The sequence below is a fragment of the Gemmatimonadota bacterium genome (genome assembly GCA_016713785.1).
GTDB lineage: Bacteria > Gemmatimonadota > Gemmatimonadetes > Gemmatimonadales > GWC2-71-9 > JADJOM01.
In genome coordinates this window covers 434,895-459,416 of sequence record JADJOM010000002.1, presented here as the reverse complement: position 1 = coordinate 459,416, position 24,522 = coordinate 434,895, and the positions used below count along the sequence as shown (strand labels likewise).

Genomic DNA, 24,522 nt, shown 5'->3' with positions numbered 1-24,522 from the left:
GAGGTGGACGTCAGCCGAGCAGGGGCAGGATGTCCCGCTCGATCTGCTCCGGGGTGTCGGTCGGCGCGTAGCGCGCGAGCACCACCCCGTCGGCGCCCACCAGGAACTTGGTGAAGTTCCACTTGATGGCCGTGGAACCGAGCAGTCCCGGCCGCGCCTCCTTGAGGAGGTCGTAGAGCGGGTGCGCGCCGGGGCCGTTCACCTCGATCTTGCTGAACAGGGGGAAGGTCACGTCGTAGGTGCGGGCGCAGAAGCGACGGATCTCCGCGGCGTCGCCCGGCTCCTGGTGGCCGAACTGGTCACAGGGAAAGCCGAGGACCGCGAGGCCCCGCTGCTGGTGCGCGCGGTGGAGCGCCTCGAGGCCCGCGTACTGCGGGGTGAAGCCGCACTGGCTCGCCACGTTGACGATGAGCAGCACCTTGCCCCGGTACGGGGCCAGGGTGGTCGGCGCGCCGTCGAGGGTGTGGACGGGAATGTCGTACAGGGAGTGCATGGGTCCGGGCGGGTGGCGGGACGTCGTGGCGATCGGACCCCAATCTACCGCGCCGCGGCCTCCGGCGGGGGAGCGTGGTTCAGCGCCCCGGCCCGGCCACCGGCCGCGCGGAGGCGAGGGCGGGGATGCTCATCGGCGCCACGCTCGTGCGCTCGCCGGTGACCGCCCGGCGGTGGTAGTCCACCTGCCCCAGGTGGAAGGCGAGGTGACTCGCCAGGTGCAGCAGGAAGTCCCCGGTGACCAGCTGCTGGCCCAGCAGGGCCTGCGGATAGCTCTCCTCGAGCCGCTCCGGGGCGAGCCCCGCGAGGGTGGTCAGCACCTCGCGCTCGGTGGCCTCCAGCACGAGAACCAGCGCGGCCCGGCTGGCGGGCGGGGCGTGGAACTCGGCCTCGCGGTCGCGGACGTAGCCGGTGTCGCCGAGCTGGGCGCCGATGAAGTGCCGGAGGTTGCCGCAGAGGTGGCGGACCAGCATCCCCCCCGAGTTCGGCAGGCCGTCGACGGCCCGCCAGGGGTGGTCGTCGGTGGGATACGCCTCGACCTCGCGGCGCAGCGTGCGCAGCTCGCGGCGGACGAGCGCGGTGAGGGACTCGGCGAGCATCGAGGGGTCTCGCGACTGAGGGAAGTCAGCGTGGGTGCGCCACGAAGATATTCGCGTCGAAGCCGCCAGGCACGGCCCCGCCGCCGATGAAGTAGAGGTCCCCGGACAGCGTGAGCGACGGGTCACCCACGGCGCCGGCCACCACCACGCGGGCCCGGGTCCAGCCGGCGGCGGTGCGCCGGCTGTACAGGATGCCGCGGCCGGAGCCCTTGTCATCGAAGTACAGCGCGGTGCCGTCGAGGCTGAAGGGGGAGCCCTCGACCCCGGGCGTATTGACCGTGGCAGGGAGCGGGACCGGCGCGCTCCACTGGCCCTGTACCCGGGTGGACATCCAGAGGTCCTGCAGCCCCTGGCCGCCGGGCCGCGACGACTCGAAGAACAGCGTCTGCTCATCCAGCGTCAGGTGCGGGTTCTCGTCGCCGCTCACGAAGGGGAACCCGACGCTGCTCGCCAGCACCGCGGGCTGCCACATTCCATTGAGCTGCTCGGCGTAGTAGATGCCGTACGCGCCCCGCGGCCCGCCGGCGCCGCCATTGGTGAAGAGGATCCGCTGGCCGTCGGCCGAGACCCACTCGTCGCCCTCCTGCTCCTCGGGGAGGTTGATGGTGGTGTCGAGGTGCACCGGCTCGGTCCACGCGCCGTCGACCAGGTCACTCCGGTAGAGCTCGGCGCCGATGGTGTCGTACGGCGCGAGCGTGGGCCATCCGGGGCGGAGCGGCCCCGCGAGCCGGATGCGCGCTTCCGTCAGGAAGACGACCGGGTCCATCCGCAGGTAGGTGAAGTAGAGCCGGGTGCCGTCGGGAGAGATGAAGCCGCTGTCCTCCCACCCCGCGGTACTGACCGGGGCCGGCACCTGCTCCGCGGGGCCGAAGCGGGGCGGGGCGCCGCCGGGCGCGGTGGCGCCGCCGCCGCAGGCCGCCAGCGCCGCGGCCAGGAGCGCCGTCGCGGCGGGGGTCCTCACCCCGGGTCCCGGTCCACCACGCGGTTGCGCCCCTCGCGCTTGGCCACCAGCAGGCGCCCGTCGGCCGCACGGACCAGCGTCTCGAGGTCGGCGCCATCGGCGGGCGAGGCCGCCACGCCGGCGGAGATGGTGAGCCGCAGCGCGGGCCCGCCCGGCGGGGTCAGGCCGCCCTGCGCCACCTGCTCCTGCACCCGGCGCACCTGCCCCGCCGCCGCCGGTCCCGGGGTGTCGAGGTAGGCGATCGCGAACTCCTCGCCCCCCCAGCGGGTGACCAGGTCGGTGCGGCGCAGGCCGTTGCGCAGCGCGCCGGCGAGCTCGCGCAGCACCGCGTCGCCCACCAGGTGGCCGTGGGCGTCGTTCACCTGCTTGAAGTGGTCGGCGTCGATCATCACCACGCTGAGCGGCGTGCCGCGGCGCGCGGCGCGCAGCAGCTCGTCGCGCAGCCGCTCTTCGAAGGTGCGCCGGTTCATGAGCCCGGTGAGGGGGTCGGTGGTGGCGTGGTCGCGCAGGCGCACCGACCACTGCGCGATCCCGGCGCACATCCCCGCGAAGAGGAGCAGCGTGACCACCCGCTCCACCTGGACCCCCCAGTCGAACTGGCCGTACTGCAGCACGTCGGCCGTCGGCGTGGCGGGCCAGCGGCTCGCGCCCCAGGCCACGAGGGCGCCGTACTGCACCGCCGCCACCGCGCCCGCGAGCAGCGGCACCCGGCGGTCCCAGCGGATGCAGGTCCCCACCAGCGCCAGGAAGTACCCGAGGAAGGTGACCCGGCCGTTCACCGCGGCGGCGGGATGGCCCTGGGCCACGTCGAGGTAGTGAAGGAACGAGACCAGCGTCACGTCGCCGATGGCGGTGGCCATGGCCAGCCACGCGGGGCGTTCGCCGCGGCGGGTGGCGTGCAGCACCACCAGCGCCAGGGCCAGGCAGGTGAAGTTGAGGGGAACGGCGCGGCGGTACTCGGCGTTCGCCGGGTCGTGCCACACCACCACCAGGCCGAGGACGGTGAGCAGCCCGATGAGCAGCACGCGCACCCGGGCCACGCGGTGCTCGCTCTGCATGGCGAGGTCGGAGGCGTCGCGATCGCCGCGCCAGACGCGGCCGGCGGTCTCGAGGATGGCGCGTGCGAGATGCGTCATGCCGAAGGGCGTGGGGGGAAGCCGCGGACGGACCCGGGGACGGCGAAGGTTATGCAGGCCGGACCCGGGCGTCCATGCGCCCGCCGGGCGGGCCTAGGCCGGGACCGTCGTCGGGGGGCGCCGCGCCCGGTCGATGGCGCGGCGCACCGCGCGCGCCAGGGCGTCGAGGGTGTACGGCTTGGCGAGGATGTCGCCGTGGGCGGCCAGCTGTTCCTCCATGCCCGCCTCCCCGCCGATGAACCCGGAGATGAAGAGGACCGGCACCCGGATCCTCCGGGCCCCCAGCGCCCGCGCCAGCTCGAGCCCGCCCATCCTGGGCATCATCACGTCGGCGAGCACCAGGTCCACCGGGGCATCGGCGTGCTCCAGCAGCTGCAGCGCCATGACGCCGTCCTCCGCCGCCACGATCTGGTAGCCGAGCGACTCGAGCGAGCCGGTGGCCACCCGGCGCACCATCGGGTCGTCGTCGACCACGAGGATCACCTCGTCGCCGCGCGGCGGGCCGGCCGCGGGCGCGGCGCGCCCGTCGGCCGGCTCCGCGCCCACCGGCAGCCAGACCTCCATGCGGGTGCCGGCCCCGGGCGCGCTCTCCACCTCGATGGCGCCTCCCTGGTTGGTGACGATGCCGTGGCAGACCGCGAGCCCGAGCCCGCCGCCCCGCTCCACCCCCTTGGTGGTGAAGAACGGCTCGAAGATCCGGGCCCGTACCTCGGGCGTCATGCCGGTCCCCGTGTCGCGCACCTCGAGGCAGACGTACTCGCCCGGCGGGAGGGTGGTGCCACCCACGGCCCGCGGCCCCGCCAGCGGCATGTTGCACGCCCGCAGGGCCAGCCGGCCGCCCTCCGGCATCGCATCGCGCGCGTTCATCACCAGGTTGATCACCACCTGCTCCAGCTGGGTCTCGTCGGTGCGCACCGGCTTGAGGTCGCCGGGCAGCGTCATCTCTACCCGGATCCGCTCCCCCACGAGCAGCGTCACCGACTCCCCGAGCCGGTCGAGCACGTCGGGGAGGCGCACCGTGGCGTGGGTGGCCTGCTGTGCGCGCGCAAAGGCGAGCAGCTGCCGGGTGATCCGGGCCACCCGCTCCCCGGCCAGCCGGATCTGCCGCAGGTCGTCGACCGCCTCGGCGCGGTCGCTCACCAGCTGCTCCGCCAGCTCCGCGTAGCCCAGCACACCCACCATGCTGTTGTTGATCTCGTGGGCCACGCCGCCGGCCAGCCGTCCCAGTCCCTCCAGCTTCTGGGCCTGCACCAGCTGGCCCTCCAGCCGCTTCCGCTCGGCCAGCTCCGCCGCCAGCTGGGCGGTGCGCTGTTCCACCCGCGCCTCGAGGGTCTCCCGCGCCAGCTCGAGGTCGCGCGTGCGCTCCGCGACCGTCTGCTCGAGGGCGCGGCCCCGCTCTTCCAGCGCCCGGCGGCGGGCGCGGCTCACCGCCACCAGGAGGAGCAGCGCCAGCGACGCGGCCACCGGCATGAAGTAGGGCGTCTCGTGCAGGCGGTAGCGGACCCGGAAGGCCAGGTGGGTCGGCACCTGGGTCCACGGACCGTCCTGGCTCGCGGCCCGGAGCCGGAAGCGATAGGCGCCGCCGGCCAGCGGGCCGTACGACACGGTCCGCCGCTGGCCGGCGTCGATCCACGCCGTGTCGACGCCATCCATCCGGTACTCCACCCGCACCCGGGAGGGCACCAGCGCGTTGGTCGCCGCAAAGGTGATCTCCAGCCGGCTCACGTGCGGATGCAGGGTCATGGCCGGCCCGAGCGGCAGCTCCACGCCATCGAGCACCACCCGCTCCAGGTGCACCTGCGGCGGCGCGGTATCGGCCGCGATGCGCGCGGGGTCGAGCCGCACCACCCCGGCGTAGCTCGGCAGCCAGATCCGCCCCTGCGCATCCTGGTACAGCTGGCTCTGCACGTCGCCGTTGAACTCGGTGGTGGGCAGCCCGTCCTCGCGGTCGAAGCTGCGCACCGCCGGCAGGCGGGCGCCGCCGTCGGCGAGGGCCTCGAGGTCGCGGCGCGCCACCCGCAGCAGGCCGTAACTCGAGGCCAGCCACAGGTGCCCGGTGCGGTCCTCGGCGATGCCGAGCACCTCGTACTTGAGCCGCGGGTCCCGGCCGCCGAGGTGGACGATGCGCCCCCGCCGCAGCACGTAAAGGCCGGAGTCTGCCGTGCCGATCCAGAGGTTGGCCCCCTGCGGATACAGCGCCCAGACGTCGGGGTCGGTGAGCCCGTCCGCTTCCCGGTAGCGGCGCGGGCCGGCGCTGTCCACCACCGTGAGCCCCGGGCGGCCGATGAGCAGCCGGCCGGCGGCGTCACGGCTGACCACCCGCGGCACATCCCCCGGCTCGAGGCCGACGGCGGCGTTCATCGGCCGCACCGCGCCACCGCCATCCGAACGGTAGAGCCCGCTGTCGTTGACCACCCAGAGGCGCCCGCCCGGCTCGTCGAAGAGGCCCACGATATCCGCGGCCGGGAGCCGCAGGGCGTGGGTGAGGTCCCGGGTGCCACCGGCGCCGACGTGCACCACCCGCCGGTTGCCCGGCGCGGCCAGCAGCCCACCGGCGACCGCGGGCCAGGTGGCAATCGATCCGCTCCCGGGCCCGGCGGGGGCGATCGCCGGGTGGAAGCGGGCCCCATCGAAGCGGTACACCCCGCCGTCGAAGGCGGCGGCCCAGAGCACGCCGTCCCGGTCGCCCCGGATGGACCAGATGGACTCGTGCGGCAGGCCGCGGTCCGCCTGATAAGTGAGGAAGGCGCCGTGCTGGTACTTCTCCAGGCCGGCGCCGGTGCCGGCCCACACCCGGCCGCGCGCGTCCGTCATCAGGGCGAGCACCTGGCGCGCCGCCTTCCCCTCGCTGGGATCGACGGTGCGGAGCGCCTGGCCGTCCCACAGCAGCACGCCCCGGCCGTTGGTGCCGAGCCAGAGGCCGCCATCGGCCGACCGGGCCAGCGCCCACACGGGAATGACCCCCGGGCCGGCGGTCGCCACCTGGCGATCGGCCCGGGGCCGGCCGGCGCTGTCGATGGTCACATGGGTGATGCCCTGCCGCGTGGCGGCCCACAATCCTCCGGCGCCGTCATCCACCAGGTCGAACCCGCTCGCCTCACCCAGCGGGGTGGCGATGGCCGAATCCAGCGCCTCCCCCCGCGTCACGCGCAGCTGGCCGCGGCCCCCGATCCACACCCGGCCGCGTGCATCCTCGAGCAGCGCGTACTGCCGTCCCGTGGCCCCCGGCACCGCATGGAATCGGGTACCGTCGCCCACGTACGCGCCGTCCTCCGTGGCCACCCAGACGCGCCCCTGACGGTCTTCGAGGACCTCCCAGACCTCCGTGGCGGGAATCTCCCCCTCCGGGATGCGGCGCAGCGTGTCGGCTTCCAGCACCGCGAGGCCGCGGCTGGTCGAGACCCACAGCCGCCCGTGGCGGTCGAGGTTGAGGCCGTTGATCCACTGCGAGGGGAGGGCGGCGGGCGCGGCGGGCTGGAACGGCGTGAAGGCGAGCCCGTCGTAGCGGACCAGGCCCCGCCGGGTGCCGAGCCAGAGGTAGCCGTCGGGCGTCTGCGCGATGGCGTTGACCTGGGTCTCCGGCAGCCCCTGGTCCTGGCCGATGATGCGCCGGAACCAGGCGGGACGGTCCGGCTCCTGCGCCCGGGCCGCAGGCGCGGCGCCGAGCAGCAGCACCGCGAGCACGGCGCAGCCCAGCCGCGCCCGCGCGCCGCGGACGTCGGGCACGGCACCGGCGGAAACGGTGGACATGCCGCGAGTATCGGCCCCGCGGCGGGGCGCCTTGAGCCGCATCGGGCCGCGCCGCCGCTAGGGGAGCACCCGGAGGAGGCCCTCCGGCAGGGTGCCGCGGAAGATGGTCGCGTGATGTTCCGCGGGGCGCGGATCGTAGTGCCACGTGAAGCCGGCGGGCGCCGCGGACCGCAGCGCCTCCACCAGCCGCTCCACGCTCGCCACGTTGCCGTCGACGCCCGCCGCGGTGAGGTAGAGCGAGCGCCCCGCGAGGTCGAGCCCGCCGAGCCGCGCCGCCGCGCCGCGCGCCAGCGCCTCGGCGCCCCACCACAGGCTCGGGTCGATGGCCAGGTACCGGCGGAACAGCGCCGGGTCCTCCAGCAGCGTCTCGATCACGAACAGCCCCGCCAAAGACTCGCCGACCAGCGCCGTCTCGTCGGTCACGCGGTAGCGGCGCCGGATCTCCGGCATCAGCTCCTCGCGGAGGAAGCCGCGGAACGCGGCCGAGCCCCCCACCCGCGGGGCGATCGCGAGGTCCCGCGCCTCCCGCGTGGGGCCGGTGAGGTCACGCCGCCGCTCGGTGTTCTCGATGCCGACCACCAGCATCGCCGACACCCGCCCGAGCCCGATCAGCGAATCGAGGGTGTTCACCACGTGCGGGAAGTCTTCGGCCATGCCACCATCGGGCATGTAGAGAACCGGATAGGCGGCCGTCCCCGTCGCGTAGGCCGGCGGGGTATACACGTTGTAGCGCCGCCGCTCGCCGAGCGCCCGCGACTCGAGCGTGAAGGTGGCGTGGCGCGGCGTGACGTCCGCCGCGACCGGCGGCTGCTGCGCCGCGGCACGGCCGGGGAGGAGGCTCGCCCAGAGGGCGGCGAGGACGAGCAGTCGGCGGCGGGGACAGCTAGGACTCATCATCATTGCCTCGTTTGCTCGCATTGACGATCGCTTCGATCTCAACACGATCGGACGAAGAAAGCAGTCCGTATCCCCGCTTCAGCACCTTGAACACGTGTGCTTCTCCAACCCTCCTTGCCTCAAGAAGGGCAGCAAACCAAAGCGATCGTGCCGCCGCCCGATCGACGTTTTTCAGGGATGCGGCCACTCGGGCGTGAGCGCGGACACGATATCGCGGCACTTGAATCTTGCGAGCACGTCGCTGGGCTTCGGGAAATTGGCCTTGACCGAGCAGCAGCGTAACCTCGTGGAATAGCGTCCGGTCCGGATGAGTATCGGCCGGAACTGCCACGTGGGTCTTGGACCGCTCAGTCACCCGCGTGGGGCGCACCAGCGTCGTCGCGTCCGAGGGCTGCACCTCCTCGGCGCAGACCGCCTCGGCCAGCGCCAGCGCGCGCGCCGTGCGACCCGCCGCCTGCAGGATCCACGCGGCCCAGGTGCGCAGCCGCCAGACATCCGCGACGGTGAAGTCCTGCCAGCGCGGCTCCCCGTCGCTGCCGGCCACCGGCGCCCGCTTCCGGGCCGCCTTCCCCCGGCGCGGCGCGGCGGCGGGACTCCGCGCGGGCGTGTCGAGCCGTGCCCGGACCGCCTCCTCCTCCGCCAGGAGCCGCTCGGCGAGGGTCGCCACGCGGTCGAGCCCCGCGGCGTCCTGCCGGTCGCGCAGCACCTCCGTGATCCGGTGCAGCGCGCGGAAGCGCTCCTCCGGGTGCGGCATCCCTTCCACGAACGCGAGCGCCTCGTCCAGCCGGCCGCACAGCGTGAGCGCCCACGCCAGCCGCTTGGCGCTGTCGTGATAGTTGGACCGGACCTCCTGGTGCGCGCCCGGCGCCATCTCCGGCAGCCGCGCCGCCTCCTCGCAGCGCCCCGCGGTGGCGAGCGCCAGCGCCAGGTTGCCCTGGTGGGTGCCGGCGGAGGCGCGGGCCCCCTCGGGGTCGTTCCATGGCAGCACCTGGTCCAGGAAGGTGGCATCGCCCGCCACGGCGGCGGCCTGCAGCCGCAGGTTGCCGATGGGAAGCCCGCCCCCGGCCATGAGGGCGCGCACCTCGGCCAGTCCCGCCTCGTCCTCGGCCTGCCGCAGCGCCATCGCCGCCCAGAAGATGGCGTGGTCCAGCTCCATCATACGCCAGCGCATGCCGCCGGGCGCCGCGGGGGCGCCCGCGAGCGCCGCCCGCACGGCGGACCGGCTGAACAGCTCCCGGTCGGCCAGGTCCCAGTCGCTCATGTCGAGTGAAGTGCCCCGCACCTCGCTCGCCATCACCTGGGTCCAGCGCAGCGCCTGGCGGGCCAGGCGGCGGGCCGTGAGGTCATCGCCCAGCGCCCGGGCCACCCGCACCAGCCAGGCGCCGGTCACCACGCGGTAGGAATCGTGCATCGCCTGCGCCGCGCCGAGCGCCGCGCGGAACTGCTCCCGGGCGCGCTCCGGGTCAGGGAGGGCGTTGCGCTCCGCCAGGAAGCAGAACGCCTGGCACCGATCGAGCGGGTACGCGATGTTGTCGGCGATCAGCGCGGCGCGCTCCCGCTGGCCCGCTGCGGCGAGCACGTCCACCACCAGGGGCGGCGCGGTGGTCATCCACCGGCCATAGGCCAGCGCCAGGCGCGCGATCGCCACCGCGTCGGGGGGCGTGGCCTCGCGTGCCGCGTGGATCGCCACGTCGAGGTCCCGCAGCAGCGGCGCGGGATCGCCGCCGGTGGTCCGCGCCGCGATCCACGCCGGCGCCTGCACCAGCGCCAGCAGGTCGTCGCGGCGGCCGGCGAGCCGGTAGTGCCGCGCCAGGTACGCGCGCACGTACGGCGGTGCCGCCGCCCAGTCGGGGGTGCCGGCCGCCTCGCGCGGCACGGCATCGTCGAGCACCGCGGCCAGCCGCGCCTCGAGGCTGGCGCCGGCGCCCTCCCGCTCCACCAGCAGCGCCTGCGCCCGCGGGCGCAGGAACCGCCCGAACTCCTCGTGATAGAGCCGGAACACCGCGACGCCCTGCCCCACGTCGCGGGTCACGTAGTAGCCGGCGCGCTCCAGCCACCGCGCGATGTCGTGCTCGTCGAACGCGACGCCGCCGATCGCCGCCGCGAACGCGGGCCACAGCTCCCGGGGCAGGCCACGCCCCTGGGCACAGGCGAGGGCGCCGAAGACCGCCGCCGCCTCGAGCTGCTCCGCCGGCGAGAAGCGCTGGAGGTCGAACGCGAACGCCTCACCCACCTCGGCGGGGAGGCGGCCGAGGTCGGCGGTGGGAAGCACGTCGGGGCGGCCGGCGAGCACCCGCGCGGTGATCGACGCGACCAGGAACGACCCCCCGGCGCGGCGGCCCACCGCCCGCGCCACCTTCCGGGCGTACTCCCCCTGCGCCGCGGCGCGGTACGGCGAGCCCTCCGGTGCCCGCAGGCTCCGCTCCACGTAGGCGGTGATGTCGGCGGCCTTGAGGTACTCGGCGCTGCTCACGTCGAGCAGTTCGAACTTGCGACCCAGGCTGCGCACCAGCCGGCTGGCGCCCCCCTCCGCCCGCAGCCCGACGACCAGCCGCAGCCGGGGCGCGCGCTCCAATAGCGAGCGGAGGAACGTGGCCAGCTGCTCCGGCTGCTGGGCTTCGTCGAGCGCGTCCACCACCACGGTGACGGGGGCCGCGTGGCCCGCCGCGGCCGCGCGCGCCATGACCTCCGGATCGGTCTCGCCCGAGGCCAGGTCCGCGCCGAGGGCCACCGCCAGCTCCAGCGCCACGTCGGCGGCGGCCTTGCGGCGGGCGTGCACCGCGACCGTCACCAGCCCGAGCCGCGGCAGCTCCTGCGCCGGCACGCCCTCGAGCGCCCCGGCCCGGCGGGCCTCCTCGCGGACCACGGGGTCGGCGAGCGTCACCACCCGGGCCAGCAGCGCCGACTTCCCCGCGCCGGGCGGCCCGGTGACGATGAGCCCCACCCCGCCCTCCGGCCCCTCGAGCCAGGCCAGCAGCCGGCGCATGGCGCGGGACCGCCCGGTGAAGAGCCAGCTTCCCTCGCTCGCCGCCGCCACGCCGCGGGCCCGCGGCCCCCAGTGGCTGGCCAGGGTGGCCCGCTGCAGCCGCGCGAGCACCGCCTGCGCCAGCTCGGGGGAGGCGCCGACCCGCAGGCGCGGGTCCCACCACGCGTTGGGGAAGAACCGGAACAGTCCCTCGGCGCGGCCGGTGAGCTCGGCGTGCTGACGCCCCCCGTCGGTGGCGGTGCCGAGCAGCGCGTTCACCTGCTCCAGCACCGCGTCGGGGCGCAGGTACTCGTCCTCGCTCCCGCCGGCGCGGCCCTTCCGCACCACCTCGTCGAGCGCGTCCATGAAGGCGCGGGTCCGGGCCAGCTCGATGCTGCGCGCCGCGGCGATCACGTGCAGCCCGTAGCCGCGCGCGGCCCCCCCGTCGGCTTCACGCAGGCGGCCCAGCAGCGCCATCGCCTCGGCCGTGCCGGCGCCGGCGTGGCAGGTATCGAGGATGAGCAGGACGTGGCGGTCGCCGGTCCACACCAGCGGGATCAGGTCGGCCGCGGCCATCGCCGTGGCCGGCCGCGCGGCGGGCACCTCGCTCGTGACCAGCCGGAACACGGAGCGGTCCACCACGCCGTGCCCGGTGTAGTAGACCGCCACCAGGTCGTCGGGGCCGGGCGGCAGCCGCTCGAGCCACGCCGCGATGCCGTTGCGCACGCCCGCCAGGGTGGTGTCGGCCACCCGCTCCAGCGTGGCCGCTTCGTAGCGGAACTCGTCCTGGAAGAGCGTGCGCGCCCGCGCGACCTCCGCCTCCACCCCCGCGGCGATGTCCCCCCAGCCCTCCGCGTAGCGCGCCACCCCGATGAGCAGGAGGTGGCGGCGCGGCCCCGCGGCGGACAGCGTCACGCCAGCACCTCGCCCGCCTGGCGGGAGGTGAGGTACGGCTTCACGTCGTGCATCGTGGCGCCGTTCTGCACGGGGATGTCCTCCACCCGGTCACCGAACACCCGCCCCAGCCGCTTCTCCAGCGCCACGACGTCGCGCGCGTCGGCGATGTTCACCCAGCGGGTCACGCCCCCGGGCCACTCGCCCGGCGGCTGCCGCACCGGGGGATCGAGCCGCGGCAGGAGCGCCGGCACGCCGAGCGGCGAGCCGAGGGTGAGGAGGGTACGCACCGGCAGCCCGGGGTGGGCGCAGAGCGTCTCCCACGCCACGATGCTCCCCAGCGAATGGCCCACGAGGATGCGGGTGTCGGGGCGGATCGTGTCGAGGACCGCCTGCCGGGCGGCGCGACGGATCGCCGGCTCGCGTACGTAGCGGGCCACCTGCTTGAGGTGCCAGATCACCACCTTCTGGGCCACGCCGCCGAAGAACGGCAGCGCCGCCACCACCTGCAGCATGCCCGCGAGGGTGCGCGCGCCGAGCCCCTTGGTCGCGGCCCCGTCCGTCATGTCGGGCGCGTGCGCCGCGTACAGGTCGGCGAGCAGGGCGCGCTCCAGGGTGTCCTCGAGGTCGCCGGGCGCGTACTCGGGGATGCCGTCCGCGCCCTTGCCCCCCTCCGGACGGAACAGCGCCCCGTAGAACGCCATGCTCACCTCCGCGGGGTCGAGCCGTCCGCCGGCGTTCGAGACCCCGCCGGCCAGCGCCGGCGCCCAGGTGGCGAGCAGTGTCTCCGCCGCCTCGTAGGCCTGCCCGATGCCGTGCACGCAGACGATCCGTGTCATGCCGACCTCCTCCCCGGCTGCCGCGGGCGGGCCGCGCCGCCCCATGGGAAGGCAAGCTGCCCGCCCCATGCGCCGCGCGCTAGGGACGCCCGGCGCGCCACTCGCCCTCGAGCAGGCCGTAGACCGCGTGGTCGAGGAACCGGGTGGTGATCCAGTGGCTCTCCCGCTTGATCCCCTCGAGCCGGAAGCCGAGCCGCTCCGGGATGGCCCGGCTGGCCGTGTTCTCCACCGCGCACAGCATCTCGACCCGGTGCAGCCGCTCCACCTGGAACAGCTGCCCCACCACCGCCGCCGCCATGCGGGTGGCCAGCCCGCGGCCGGTGTGCCCCGCATCCAGCCAGTAGCCCACCTCCGCGTGCCGGTTCTGGCGATGGATGCACCAGCAGACGCAGCCGCCCGCGAGGGCACCGTCCACCCGGAGGCCGAGGTGGAAGCCGTCCCCGGCCCGCTGCTTCTCCTCGAAGAGCGTGATCAGCGCCGCCGCGTCGGCGAGCGTCTGCACCCCGCTCGACCAGCGCAGCCACCGGTCGAGGTGGGCGCGGTTGGCGGTGACGAGGCGGTGCAGGTCGGGAGCGTCCGCGGGGATGAGGGGGCGGAGCGTGGCGGTGGGCGGGAGCGCGAGCGGATCCATGGCGGGGGGGCGTGTGCGGAGGTGGCCGCGCGGCGGCCGGCGGTTACGGCCGCTCCGGCACGAAGCGGAGCGGCTGGCCCCCGTCGCCCGGGTAGAGCAGGAGCGCGGTGGCGTCGACCGTGAGCCGTGCCGCCGCGGCGAGCGCGGCGAGGTAGCGCGCCTCCTGCCGCATCGCGGGCTCGGCGCAGGCCTTCCGGGTGACCGCCAGCGCGCCCACGCGGATGGTGTCCCCCGCCAGCTCCACGGGGCCGAAGAAGCGGTTGCAGGAACCGCTGCCGATCACCCGGCCCGCCTGCGGGAACTCGAGCGTGGCGTGGGTCCCGCTGATCGCCACCGTCCCCGCCAGGTCCGCCAGCCGCCAGGCCGTCCCGACCAGCGCCGCGGCCGGCGTGCCCGCGGCCTCCGGCACCCGGACCAGCGCCAGGTCCACGCGCGCCGGGTTGCCCTGGGTCAGCACCCGGTACGCGGCGGTGGTGGTGTACAGGAGCCGGCTTCCGCTGCGGACACTGGCCCGGGCCGAGTAGCTGCGCGACTCGACGATCGACTCGGCCGGGAACCGGAGCGTGAAGGGAATCGGCCCCACGGTCGTTCCCGCGACGAAGGTCGTCTCCGCCATGGTGGCCGCCGCGGCGTCCTGCCGCGACACGTCGTCGAGGCGCACCTCGATGGTGGCGCCCGCGGGGAGCGCGATCCCCGCAGGAAAGGCGAGGGCCCCCTGCAGCACGCCACCATCCGCCGGGCGCGCCTCCCGCCGGGCGCAGCCCGCCGGCAGCAGCGCCAGGAGGCCCGTGACGATCCACCTGCGCCAGGCACGACTCATCGGCTTCCTCACGGGTCAGTTGGGGGCGCTGGCCCGCCCCGGGGCCGGCACCAGCAGGAGGTCCACGGTGCCTCCGGGATGATGGCTGCGCATGCGGAAGGTCGTGTGCGTGAGTCCCAGCACCTCGACCGGGTGCGACACCCCCTGCTCCACCAGCGTCAGCGAATCGGTCGTGCCCGACCACCGGCCCAGGGCGGGCTTCCCGCGCGCCGAGGCCACGACGAGCGTCCCCTCGCCGAGGAACGCGTAGAGGTCACCGCTCGCGGTGCCGGTGGAATCGGCCACCTGCCAGACCCGGTTGATGAAGGTCGGTCGGCCGACCGGGGCGGGCGCGTCGGCCGTCGCGGGCCCTGGCGGCGCACCCGCGGAGGGCGGGGCTGGTGTGACGGGAGCGTTGGAGCGTGGCGCCTCGGCGGGGCGGGCCGGTGGCTCGGCACAGCCCAGCAGGGTCAGCAGCACGGCGGTCGCGGCGAACGGGGTCGGGGACATGGCTCCCTCCAGGGCTGGGGTACGCGCGCGGGGCGAAGGCGGCCGAAAAACTACGCGTGCACCGTCGCCCGGAACATCCCCCAGCTCTCGAAGGCGTCGGCCACCCGGGCCCGGCCGGTCACCGAGTATCCCACATGCTCGTAGAGGGCCACGTTCCCCGCCAGTTCGGTGGTGAGGCTCACGCCCCGGGCCCGGGGGTCGGCCGCCGCGTGGCGGTGCACCCGGTCGAGCAGGCGGCGCCCGCGACCCCCGCCCGCGAGCCCGCGCCGCACCCCGATCATGTTCAGGTGCCAGTGTGGCTCCGGCGCCTCGAAGCCGCGGGTCACCGCGCCGAACGCCTCGTACCGCGCCCGCGCCTCGGCGCCCAGCCGGGCCCAGAGCGCCTCGCGGGCGGCGTCGAGCGCCGGCGGCGCCACCGTGCTGGCGCTCCAGGAGAGGATCGCCGCGCCCGAGAGCTGGCCGTCGGCTTCACGCAGCCCGTACATCGGCTCGCCCCGGAGCACCCGCGCCGCCACGAAGAACCCCACCAGGTCCCGCAGCCGCGCCCCGTAGTCCGGGGGGTCGCCCAGGCACCAGCGCATCACGGGATAGTCCTCGAACGCGCTGCACATCACGGCGACGACCGCAGGCGCCTCCGCGGCGGGGAGGCTGACCGGGTCCATGGCCTGCCCGGGGGCGCTCAGAACAGGCGCACCTGGAGCTGGCGCCCCGCGCGCGCCTCGAGCACCCGGTAGCGACCTTCGGCATCCCGAGCGACCCGGATCCGGGGGCCGAGCAGTTCGGTGGTCGTCCCGGCGCCGGAGCGATCGGGCAGCACCAGCAGCGTCACGTCGCCCTCGAGGGTGGCGGTGGCGCCGGGATCGAGGTCCATGGTGATGGGTGCCGTGAGGGTGGAATCGTGCCCGGCCGCCACCACACCTCCCCCGTCGATGCGGACGGCAGCGCCGTCGGCCCGCAGCGTGAAGCCGTAGGCCTCGCCCTGTGGTCCCGGGAGTACCTGGAGCCGGGAGGGCGCGGCGGCCACCGGCGGCAGCGCGGCGGCGGTGAGCAGGGCGATGGCGGCAAGGCGGAGCATGGTCCCTCCTGACGGGTGGGATGGCCGGGGGCGCGGCCCCGGGGGCCGCGCCCTGAATCTACGCCTTGGTCCGGCGCCGCGTGGCGGATGTCGATCGCACGCGGGCCGCCGCTACGGCGCCTTCTGCACCCGGAAGTTCACGTCGCCATCGGCCTGGCGCAGGCGCAGTTCGATGAACCAGGTCCCGGCGGTCGACAGCGTGCTCTGGAAGGTGCCGTTGCCGGTGAGGTCCGACTGGTAGACCACGGTGCTGTCGGGGCCGCGCACCGTGAGCGTGGCCGTGCCGCCGGTGACCACCGTCGCCTGGTTGATGCTGGCGCTGTCCCCGGTGTTGGTCCAGGCATACCGAAGGGTCTCGGTCACGTTGTGCATGCTCGTGACCTGGAGCTGGAAGTCGTCGGCAGCGTTGGTCACCTGCAGCTGATTGCCGGGCCCGATGCCGTTGGAGCCATCGCCCCCGCAGGCCGCGAGCAGCAGGGCGGCGGTGAGGGCTCGGAACGTCGTGACGGTACGCATGCGGCACTCCTTGCAGGGGTGCCGGAATAGTACCCGCGGGTGCCTGACAGGACGATGAACGCCCGGTCGCGGCGGGACCGCGTCCCCGCGCCCCAATCCGCCGCACCCCACTCCCGTATCCCGGCGCCCCCGCCCGCCGCCCGCCGCCCTCACTCCCCCGGCCGGTAGCTCCGCTCCGTATGGCCCGCCAGCTGGTCGGGGTAGAAGTACACCTCGCGCAGGTTTCCCGCGGCGTAGCGCTCGGCCTGGTCGTTGAAGTGCGGCGAGGCCGGATCCCCGCTCTCGCCGCCGGCGGTCACCGCGCGCGCCCGCACGCTGTCACCGAACTCCACCACCGCCACGAAGCTGTTGCCGCTCACGCCGTAGCGCTTCTTCGTCCCCGCGGGCGTCACGGTCCCGAACGAGGCCAGCGAGCCCCAGCGGCTCGAGGTGAAGGGCACCGGGAGGCTCGGGCCGGCGTCGTCGAACGGGTGGACGATGTCGTCGGTGAGCCGCTGGAACCGGTTGACCTCGCCCCACGGGGTGCGCCAGGTGCCGAAGTCGCGGGTGAGCTGGTCCACCGCCTCCGCCAGCGCCTCCAGCCGCAGGGCGCGGGTGGTGCGCCGAGCCATGAACTCGTAGAGCGAGAGGTCCTCGAGATCGGCCTGCCGCGACCGCGCCCACAGCGCGTCGCCCCAGGAGACGGCGAGCGTGGTGGGGACCGACGCCGCCGACCAGCGGTAGTCCCACCCGCGCAGCGCCGCGACCGGCTCCGCCAGCGCCCGGCGCAGCGAATCGCCGGGCAGGAGGTGGTCGTACGCGTCGAGCAGCGCCGGCACCAGGTCGGCAAAGGCGGGGAGGTAGCTGTCGTAGGCCGCGGTCACCAGCGCGTCCACCGTGAAGTCCCGGCGGGTGCCGAGGACCTGCATGGCGTGGATGCCGCGCGGGTTCTCCAGGCCCAGGTCGGTGTAGGCGGGGTAGTCGGCGCGGCGCGGGCTGTGCCCGGGCCCGGCGGCGGAGTAGGGCCAGTTGTTGCTGTTGTACACCCAGCCGTTGGGCGGGTTGTGCACCAGCGGCGAGCTGTCGAGCGCCATCGGCGCGCCCCACTCGGTGGCCGGATCGCTGCCGTCCACCGGCCGGTTCCAGTCGAAGCGCGGGTCGCGCCGCGGGATGAAGTTGGCGTGGAAGTAGGCGATGTTGCCCTCGCCATCGGCGAAGAGCGTGTTGTTGGAGGAGTTGGTGTGCAGCCCCATCACCTCGCGGAACTGGGCGTAGTTCGCGGCCTTGGTCCGCGAGAACGACTGGGTGAGCGCCTGCTGCGGCGCCTCCATCAGCCGCACCGCCACCCACCGGTCCCCCTCCGCGCGGACGATCGGTCCATGGTGGCTGCGCCAGGTGGTGAACCGCCGGGTGGCCAGGCCGGTGTCGGTGCGGAAGGCCACCGTGATCTCCCGGCGCGCCAGCGGGCGCTCGGCGCCGTCGTACCGGTAGGTGGCGCTGTCCCCGCGCACCGTCACCGTCTCCAGGTACTCGTCGATGTTGTCCACCCCGCTCGAGGTGTGCATCCACCCCGCGGAGGCGTTGAAGCCCTGGTACACGAAGAACTGCCCCCAGGTCACCGCGCCGTAGGCGTTGAGCCCCTCGTCGCTCGTCACCTGCAGCTCGGAACGGAAGAAGAACGAGGTGTGCGGGTTGATGAGCAGCAGGGCGTGGCCATTGAGGGTGTTGGCGGGCGCGATCGCGATGCCGTTGGATCCGGTGGCCTCGAGGTACGCCGGGAGCGGCGCGGCCGGCGCGGCTGTGACGCGCGCGGCGACCGTGGCCGGGCCGTCATGGAACGCCTGCAGCGCCCCGAGGTCCACCCGCTCGATGTCGCCGCCGATGCTCCCCTCGCTGAAGGACAGGGCCATCCACGGCTCGAACCGGGTGAGCACCCTGGGCTTCACCGCCGGGTGGGTGTGGAGGAAGTAGTTGAGCCCGTCGGCCCAGCCATCCATCAGCGCCCGGAGCCACGCCGGGCTGGACGCGTACTGGGCCTGCAGGTCGGTGGTGTCGATGAAGAGCCGCTGCCGCAGGTCCCGGTACAGCTCTCCCTCCCCCTCCGCCTCCGCCAGCCGCCCGAGCGACACCAGGTAGTTGGTCTCCACCCGGTTGAAGTCGTCCTCGGCCTGGGCGTAGATCATCCCGAACACCGCGTCGGCGTCGGTCGTGCCGTGCACGTGGGCGATGCCCCAGTCATCCCGCACGATCGTCACCGCGGCCGCCCGCTGCTCCCAGCGGGACAGCTCCGGGGGTGGCGCCGCCTTCGTGGCGCAGGCGGCGAGCAGGAGCACGGCGATGACGAGGCAACGGGGCATGGCGAGGTACCGGATAGGGGGGACGGCGGGACCTCAGGAAATGGGCAGGGAAACGGGGGAAAAGGGAAGAGGGAAGCGGGACGCGGCCCACCCCTTCGCCGCTTCCCGCTTCCCGCTTCCCGCTCTCCACCAGGAATCGCCCACCCCGGCTACAGGTCCAGCACCTCCCGCACCCGCCGGCCCAGCGCGGCCACCGAGAACGGCTTCTGCAGGAACAGCTGGTCCGGGCTGGTCAGGCCATCCCGCAGCACCGTGTCGTCGGTGTAGCCGCTCATGAAGAGCACTTTGAGTCCCGGACGGCGCGACGTGAGCGCCTCGGCAAGCTGCCGGCCGCCCATGTCGGGCATCACCACGTCGGTGAGCAGCAGGTCCAGCCGGCCCTGGTGGCCGGTGGCGAGCGCCATGGCCTCCGCGGCCGAGGCCGCCGGCAGCACCCGGTAGCCGCGCCGTTCGAGCGCCACCAGCGCCAGCCGCCGCACCGCCGCCTCGTCCTCCACCAGGAGGATCGTCTCGGTCCCGGGCCGCTCCGGCGCCGGCGGCTCGGCGGCGGCCTGGCCCGCGGCGGCGGCCACCGGCAGCAGGACCCGGAAGCTGGTGCCGTGGCCCGGCGCGCTGCTCACCTCCACGTGGCCCCCGGCCTGCCGGATGATCCCGTACACCGTGGCCAGGCCCAGCCCCGTCCCCTTGCCGACGCCCTTGGTGGTGAAGAACGGCTCGAACACGCGCGCCCGGACCTCCTCGCTCATCCCATGCCCGGTGTCGGACACCGTCAGCTGCACGGTGTGCCCGGCGCGGAACTCCCCGGTCTCGGTGGTGATCATCGCCGGTACCAGCAGCTCGGAGGTCTCCACCACCAGGGTGCCGCCATCGGGCATCGCGTCGCGGGCGTTGACCGCCAGGTTCAGCACCACCTGCTCGATCTGCCCCGGGTCGATCCGCACGGGGGGGAGGCCCGGCTGCAGCCGCGAGACGAACGTCACCTGTTCCCCGATCAGCCGCCGCAGCATGCGCGCCGCCGCGTCCACCACCTCGTTCAGGTCCACCAGCCTGGGCTGCACCATGGCCTTGCGGCTGAAGGCCAGCAGCTGGCCCGTCAGCGCCGCGGCCCGCTGCCCCGCCTCGAGGATGGCGTGGACCGACTCGCCGGCCTCGCTGTCCGTGGCGAGCTGGGCCCGCAGGATCTCGGCGTAGCCGTTGATGACGGTGAGCAGGTTGTTGAAGTCATGCGCCACGCCGCCGGCCAGCTGTCCGATCGCTTCCATCTTGTGCGCCTGGCGGAGGCGCTCCTCGCTGGCCCGCAGCTCCGACATCACCCGGTCGCGCTGGATCGCCACCCCCGCGAGCTGCGCGGCCACCTGGAGCACCTCCGCCGATCCCGGCTCCGGCGCCCCCGCCACCCTCCGGTACAGCGCGAAGGTCCCCAGCAGCTCGCCGGTCGCGCTGGCGGCTCCCGTGGCGTCGCCGGCCAGGATCGGCATCGAGAAGCAGGAGCACAGGCCGTGGGGCAGCGCCACGTCGCGGAACGCCGCCCACAGCGGGTCGGTGGCGATGTCCGTGACCAGCACCGGCTCCCGCCGGTACGCGGCGGTGCCGCAGGAGCCCACCGACGGCCCGATGGGCACCCCGTCCACCGCGGCGTTGTACGCCGCCGGCAGGCTCGGGCCCGCGCCGGAGCGCAGCACCTCGCGGCCCGGCTCGCGCACCATCACCGCGCAGAGCGACCCGGGGAGCTGCTCCTCCACCATCGCCACCACGCCCTCGAGCACCCCCGTGAGGTCGTCGCCCGTGGCGATCCGGGCCAGCACCCGGTTCTGGGCCACCAGCATGGCCTCGGCGAGCTTCCGCCGGGTGATGTCCACGTGCGCCACCACCGCGCCGCCGGTCGCGGGCCCCAGCGGCGTCACCCGCATGGAGAACCAGCGCCGTTCCGCCGGGCTGTGGCAGGGATACTCGAGCTCGAACCGGCCCCGCGCGCCGGACAGCACGGACACGATCCCGGCGGCGGCGTCCTCCGCCTGGCTGGAGCGGCACACCTCGAGGTAGTTCAGGCCCACCCCGGCCACGGCCGGCGGACGGCCCGGCGCCGCATTGGCGATGCCGAACTCCCGCCACGAACGGTTCACGGTGCGGATGGTGCCGTCCCAGGCGAGCACCGCCACCTGGCTCGACATGGAATCGAGCACCGCCCGCTCGAATTCCTCCCGGGTGCGCGCCTCGAACTCCGCCCGCTTGCGGTCGGTGATGTTGTACGAGAGTCCCAGCACCCCCACCGGCGTGCCGTGGCCGTCGAGGATGCGGCGCACCCGCGCCTCGATCCAGACCACCGATCCGTCCTTCCGCACATCCTCGAACTCGCCGTTCCACTCGGTGCCGGCGGTGCGGCTGACCATCTCGGCCGCCACCCAGGAGCGCCGGGGCTCCGGATACCGGTCGGCGTACGGCCGCCCCAGCATCTCCGCCGCCGACCAGCCGAACAGGCGCGTGGCGCCGTCATTCCAGTAGGTGACGATGCCCGCGAGGTCCGTCATGACCACGGCGTCCCGGATGCCGCGAAGGACCAGGCTGTCGCACACCACCGCGGACCCGAGGGCGGGTGCAGGCAGCTCGAGTTCTGGGACGTGATCCGGTGCCACGGCGCCTCCGGGGTACAGCCAGCGTCCTCAGTATCGACGGCGGGCGCAGAAACTCATGCGGGCGGGTGGGTGGGCACACGCCATGAAGGATACGTGACCATTTCCGGTCACCCGACGGACAGACCTTCATGAACCGGCGAGACCTACAGCGCGCCCTCCCCCGCCAGCCGGGCCATCCGTCCCCGGACCTCGCGCATCACGGGCGCGAGGGTCGGGTCGGCCTCGCGCCACTGGTCGAGCAGGCGGCCGTAGTAGTCGAGCGCCTTCGCCCGGTCGCCCCGCTCCTCGTACAGCTCGCCGATCCGCCGGTAGGCGCGGGCCTGGTTGATGGCGTCGTCGTAGAACTGCTCCCAGTCGGGGGCGGCGTTCACCACCCGCTCGAGCACGGCCAGGACCGAGTCCCGCTCCCCGGCCCGGTCGTACGCCCAGCCAAGGTCGTACCCAGCGCAGTTCGCGCAGTAGGCGGAGTCGGCGTTGAGGCGGATGCGGGCGAGCCCCGGGGCGTACTGACCCTCGGCGACCTCCACCCAGCCGAGCAGGTACTGGGCCTGGCGGCCGCCGGCCGGCATGACGGAATCGGCCACCATCTGCGTGTACAGCTGCCGTGCCCGGTCGGCCCGCCCGAAGTTCGCGTACTGGCTGACGAGCATGGTATAGGGCCGGTCGGGCGCGGGCATGGTGGCCAGCGGGTCCCGCGCCAAGGCCTGGTCGAGCAGTCGAACGCCGTCGCTCACCGACCCGCCCCACATGGTCCGGGCCTGCGCCTGGTACACCGCCTCCTTGAGCCGGCTGCTCGGGTCAGCGGCCGTCTCCGCGGCCGCGGCGCGCATCAGCCGGTCCATCTCCGACACCTGGCCGCGGATCCCCGCAAAGGCGGACAGCGCCGCGAATGCCCACTCACGGTCCCGCGGCTGGGTCAGGGTCGGCAGCGCGGCGCGCGCCACCGCCGCCGCGCTGTCCCACTGCCGCCGCATGGCCCGCACGTTCCAGCGGTAGCCGGGGATCACCGTCCCGGCGGTCGGCACCAGGCGCGCCATCCGCTCCGTGGCGGCGTCGGCCTCGTCCACCTTGTGCTGGGCGGCGAGGGCCTCCACCAGGTTCACCTGGAAGCTGCGCACCGTGCTGTCCACCCCCACGCCGCGCACCAGCAGCGTCTCCGCCGCCGCCCACTCCCGGCGCCGTGCAAACACCAGCGACAGGTTGTTGATGCTGGTGATGTCATCGGGGCGGCGCGCCAGGACCGCCCGGTAGGAGCGCTCCGCCTGCACCATGTCCTCGGTCACGGCCCAGTGGTAGTACGCCTCGGTCTGCAGCCGCTCGATATCGGGCAGGCGCTCCCGGTGCTGGTACGCCACGGTGGCGGCATGCAGCTGCTTGCTGCGCGGGTCGCCGGTGTTGTAGTAGAACACGCCCAGTGCCCGCCAGGCGGTGGCGAAGCCGCTGTCGAGCGCCACCGCGCGCAGCAGCTGCTGTTCCACGAGACGCGGGGTCCCGGTGCGCATGAGGGCGCGCGCCTCGGTGTAGAGCCGCAGCGCCTCGAGCGATGAGGTGGTGACCTGTTCCATCGGCGGGGCGGCGCGGAGGTCGCGCAGCGACTCGCCCAGCCGCTCCCGGAGGCGCTTGGAGAGTCGGTCCATCGCGGCCAGCACCTCGGTGTCGTCCGCCGCGGTCTCCCGCAGCGCCACCAGCTCGGCGTCGCCGTCGGTGGCCAGCAGCCGCGCCGTGAGCAGGAAGCCCCGCCCCGCGGCCGTCACCTCGCCCACCAGGTAGGCCTTCCCTCCCTCGCGCAGGGCCAGCTCGCGCGCGGTGGCCGGGTCGAGCCGCGCCCCGCCATCCGGGCGCGCCATGCGGCGCAGCGCGTTGCGCACCTCGGTGGCGTCGAGCACCCGTACCACCGGCGTCTGGCTCAGGTCGATCCGCAGCGCCTCCGACACCGAGGGGCCGAGGGTGCTGTCGGTGCCGGCGCTGGTGAAGTCGGCCACCACGATCCGGTCCTGCGCGTGCAGCGCCCCGCGCGCCACCAGGGTGCCGAGCGGGCCGATGCCCAGCAGGCGCATGGCGGTGTACGCCGCGGCGGCGAGCCCCAGCCCGGTGAACGCGGCCAGCGCGGTCTGCCGGGTGCGCCGCCAGGTCATCAGCCGCTGCAGCCCGGTCTCCCCGCTCGCATGCCAGGTGCCGGTGGCGCGGGCCGCCGCGCGGCGCCGCTCCATCACCGCCGTCCCCACCGCCAGCGGGAAGCCGGCCAGCAGCAGCAGCTGGGTGCCGGTGAGCACCCAGTCGGGCAGCCCCACCCGCAGCACGAGGGCCGTGACCGCCGCCATGAACAGCAGGCCGCCGAACCCGAACAGCAACGCCACCTGCACCGGGTGCGTCTCCTCCGGCACCGCCGCCGCGGGCACCGGCTGGGTGCCATGGGCCGGCGTGGCCACCGCGGGCGCCAGCCGGTCCAGCGCGTCCCGCAGCTGCTCGGCGCTGGCCCAGCGCGCCGCCGGCTCCTTGGCCAGGCAGCGCATCACCACCTCGGCCAGCCCCGGGGGCAGGTCGGGGCGCAGGCCGGCGATCGGCTCGGGAGGCTGCGTGATGTGCGCCGCCAGGATCTGCTGCGGCGTCGTGGCCTTGTACGGAAAGCGGCCGGTGAGCATCTCGAACGCCACGATGCCCAGGGCGTAGAGGTCCGCGCGGTGGTCCACCGCCGGATCGCCCGCCGCCTGCTCCGGCGCCATGTACGCCGGCGTCCCCAGCGCAAAGCCCACGCTGGTGAGCCGCGCGCTGGTGCTCGCCTCGCGCACCGCGCGCGCCACGCCGAAGTCCATCACCAGGGCGTGGCGCCCGGAGAGCATCACGTTCTCCGGCTTGATGTCGCGGTGCACCACCCCCTGCCCGTGGGCGGTGGCCAGCGCGTCCGCAATCTCGCTCAGCAGCCGCACCGCCTCCGCCACCGGCAGCGGGCCCCGCTCCAGCCGCTCCCGCAGCGATTCGCCGGGAACGTACGGCATCACGTAGTACGGCCGCGCCGCCTGCCCCGCCCCCGCCGCCACCCACCCCGAATCGAGCAGCGGCAGGATGTGCGGATGCTGCAGCCGTGCGGCGATCTCGATCTCGCGCACGAAGCGCTCCGGCCCCACCGCGGCGCCGAGCTCCGCCCGCAGCAGCTTGATCGCCACCGGGCGATCGTGCTTGCGGTCGGTGGCCAGGTACACGGTGGCCATCCCGCCCTGGCCCAGCAGGCGGTCGAGGGTGTAACGGTCGGCGAGCGCGGCAACCAGCTCGGGGGGAAGCTCAGCCAGGGGCGGGGACCGGTGAGGGTGAGGAGGTTGGAGGAAGGTAGAATCCCCGGGAGGGCCGGGCTAGGCTGCGCCTTCCCCCGCCCGCCCGCCCGCGTACCTTAGGCCGATGCCCTCCCCCCTCTCCCGCCGCGACGCCCTCAAGACCCTGGGCGTGGCGGGCGCCGTGGCCCTCCAGGCTCCCCTCCCGCCGGGACCAGGCACC

17 protein-coding genes are annotated in these 24,522 nt (G+C 74.7%); all 17 read right to left on the bottom strand.

All coding sequences use genetic code 11. From position 1 onward, the window contains the following. Positions 1–10: 10 nt before the first annotated feature. Positions 11–493, bottom strand: a complete 483-nt coding sequence (locus IPJ95_06455; protein ID MBK7923263.1) for a glutathione peroxidase — start codon at positions 491–493, stop codon at positions 11–13. Between the two features lie 79 nt (positions 494–572). Next, entirely contained in the window at positions 573–1,091 is a 519-nt protein-coding gene (locus IPJ95_06450; protein ID MBK7923262.1) for a DUF1572 family protein, read from the bottom strand. A 25-nt stretch (positions 1,092–1,116) separates the two neighbouring features. After that, positions 1,117–2,052, bottom strand: coding sequence for a PD40 domain-containing protein (locus tag IPJ95_06445; protein MBK7923261.1), 936 nt, complete (start codon positions 2,050–2,052; stop codon positions 1,117–1,119). After that, positions 2,049–3,188, bottom strand: coding sequence for a GGDEF domain-containing protein (locus IPJ95_06440; GenBank protein MBK7923260.1), 1,140 nt, complete (start codon positions 3,186–3,188; stop codon positions 2,049–2,051). The genes IPJ95_06445 and IPJ95_06440 overlap by 4 nt, the downstream gene beginning before the upstream one ends. Before the next feature lie 93 nt (positions 3,189–3,281). Next, positions 3,282–6,938, bottom strand: coding sequence for a response regulator (locus IPJ95_06435; protein MBK7923259.1), 3,657 nt, complete (start codon positions 6,936–6,938; stop codon positions 3,282–3,284). Between the two features lie 57 nt (positions 6,939–6,995). Continuing rightward, positions 6,996–7,832 (bottom strand): alpha/beta hydrolase, encoded by an 837-nt coding sequence (locus IPJ95_06430; protein MBK7923258.1) that lies wholly within the window; start codon positions 7,830–7,832, stop codon positions 6,996–6,998. Beyond that, complete coding sequence (locus tag IPJ95_06425) at positions 7,822–11,715, bottom strand: ATP-binding protein (protein ID MBK7923257.1); 3,894 nt, start codon at positions 11,713–11,715, stop codon at positions 7,822–7,824. Before IPJ95_06425 ends, IPJ95_06430 begins: the two co-directional genes overlap by 11 nt. After that, positions 11,712–12,533 carry a hypothetical protein gene (locus IPJ95_06420; GenBank protein MBK7923256.1) on the bottom strand — a complete coding sequence of 274 codons (822 nt, stop codon included), beginning with the start codon at positions 12,531–12,533 and terminating at the stop codon, positions 11,712–11,714. The genes IPJ95_06425 and IPJ95_06420 overlap by 4 nt, the downstream gene beginning before the upstream one ends. A gap of 79 nt (positions 12,534–12,612) precedes the next feature. Further along, positions 12,613–13,164, bottom strand: coding sequence for a GNAT family N-acetyltransferase (locus IPJ95_06415; GenBank protein ID MBK7923255.1), 552 nt, complete (start codon positions 13,162–13,164; stop codon positions 12,613–12,615). A gap of 43 nt (positions 13,165–13,207) precedes the next feature. Beyond that, positions 13,208–13,984, bottom strand: a complete 777-nt coding sequence (locus IPJ95_06410) for an META domain-containing protein (protein ID MBK7923254.1) — start codon at positions 13,982–13,984, stop codon at positions 13,208–13,210. A gap of 15 nt (positions 13,985–13,999) precedes the next feature. Continuing rightward, on the bottom strand, positions 14,000–14,473 hold the full coding sequence (locus tag IPJ95_06405) for a hypothetical protein (GenBank protein ID MBK7923253.1): 474 nt from the start codon (positions 14,471–14,473) through the stop codon (positions 14,000–14,002). A 50-nt stretch (positions 14,474–14,523) separates the two neighbouring features. Beyond that, positions 14,524–15,135 carry a GNAT family N-acetyltransferase gene (locus tag IPJ95_06400; GenBank protein MBK7923252.1) on the bottom strand — a complete coding sequence of 204 codons (612 nt, stop codon included), beginning with the start codon at positions 15,133–15,135 and terminating at the stop codon, positions 14,524–14,526. 17 nt (positions 15,136–15,152) lie between these two features. Beyond that, positions 15,153–15,548, bottom strand: coding sequence for a hypothetical protein (locus IPJ95_06395; GenBank protein MBK7923251.1), 396 nt, complete (start codon positions 15,546–15,548; stop codon positions 15,153–15,155). A 111-nt stretch (positions 15,549–15,659) separates the two neighbouring features. Beyond that, positions 15,660–16,064, bottom strand: a complete 405-nt coding sequence (locus IPJ95_06390; GenBank protein MBK7923250.1) for a hypothetical protein — start codon at positions 16,062–16,064, stop codon at positions 15,660–15,662. A 149-nt stretch (positions 16,065–16,213) separates the two neighbouring features. After that, positions 16,214–18,400 (bottom strand): penicillin acylase family protein, encoded by a 2,187-nt coding sequence (locus tag IPJ95_06385; protein ID MBK7923249.1) that lies wholly within the window; start codon positions 18,398–18,400, stop codon positions 16,214–16,216. Positions 18,401–18,549: 149 nt separating this feature from the next. Next, positions 18,550–21,033 carry a PAS domain S-box protein gene (locus tag IPJ95_06380; GenBank protein MBK7923248.1) on the bottom strand — a complete coding sequence of 828 codons (2,484 nt, stop codon included), beginning with the start codon at positions 21,031–21,033 and terminating at the stop codon, positions 18,550–18,552. A gap of 143 nt (positions 21,034–21,176) precedes the next feature. Further along, a complete protein-coding gene (locus tag IPJ95_06375; protein MBK7923247.1) occupies positions 21,177–24,242 on the bottom strand; it encodes a protein kinase in 3,066 nt (1,021 codons plus the stop codon). Positions 24,243–24,522 lie beyond the last annotated feature (280 nt).

Coding starts and splice junctions, on each gene's coding strand:
- IPJ95_06375 (MBK7923247.1), bottom strand. CDS start 24,242: ATGGCCACCGTGTACCTGGCCACCGACCGCAAGCACGATCGCCCGGTG.
- IPJ95_06450 (MBK7923262.1), bottom strand. CDS start 1,091: ATGCTCGCCGAGTCCCTCACCGCGCTCGTCCGCCGCGAGCTGCGCACG.
- IPJ95_06385 (MBK7923249.1), bottom strand. CDS start 18,400: ATGCCCCGTTGCCTCGTCATCGCCGTGCTCCTGCTCGCCGCCTGCGCC.
- IPJ95_06435 (MBK7923259.1), bottom strand. CDS start 6,938: ATGTCCACCGTTTCCGCCGGTGCCGTGCCCGACGTCCGCGGCGCGCGG.
- IPJ95_06415 (MBK7923255.1), bottom strand. CDS start 13,164: ATGGATCCGCTCGCGCTCCCGCCCACCGCCACGCTCCGCCCCCTCATC.
- IPJ95_06440 (MBK7923260.1), bottom strand. CDS start 3,188: ATGACGCATCTCGCACGCGCCATCCTCGAGACCGCCGGCCGCGTCTGG.
- IPJ95_06395 (MBK7923251.1), bottom strand. CDS start 15,548: ATGCTCCGCCTTGCCGCCATCGCCCTGCTCACCGCCGCCGCGCTGCCG.
- IPJ95_06405 (MBK7923253.1), bottom strand. CDS start 14,473: ATGTCCCCGACCCCGTTCGCCGCGACCGCCGTGCTGCTGACCCTGCTG.
- IPJ95_06455 (MBK7923263.1), bottom strand. CDS start 493: ATGCACTCCCTGTACGACATTCCCGTCCACACCCTCGACGGCGCGCCG.
- IPJ95_06400 (MBK7923252.1), bottom strand. CDS start 15,135: ATGGACCCGGTCAGCCTCCCCGCCGCGGAGGCGCCTGCGGTCGTCGCC.
- IPJ95_06390 (MBK7923250.1), bottom strand. CDS start 16,064: ATGCGTACCGTCACGACGTTCCGAGCCCTCACCGCCGCCCTGCTGCTC.
- IPJ95_06410 (MBK7923254.1), bottom strand. CDS start 13,984: ATGAGTCGTGCCTGGCGCAGGTGGATCGTCACGGGCCTCCTGGCGCTG.
- IPJ95_06420 (MBK7923256.1), bottom strand. CDS start 12,533: ATGACACGGATCGTCTGCGTGCACGGCATCGGGCAGGCCTACGAGGCG.
- IPJ95_06430 (MBK7923258.1), bottom strand. CDS start 7,832: ATGAGTCCTAGCTGTCCCCGCCGCCGACTGCTCGTCCTCGCCGCCCTC.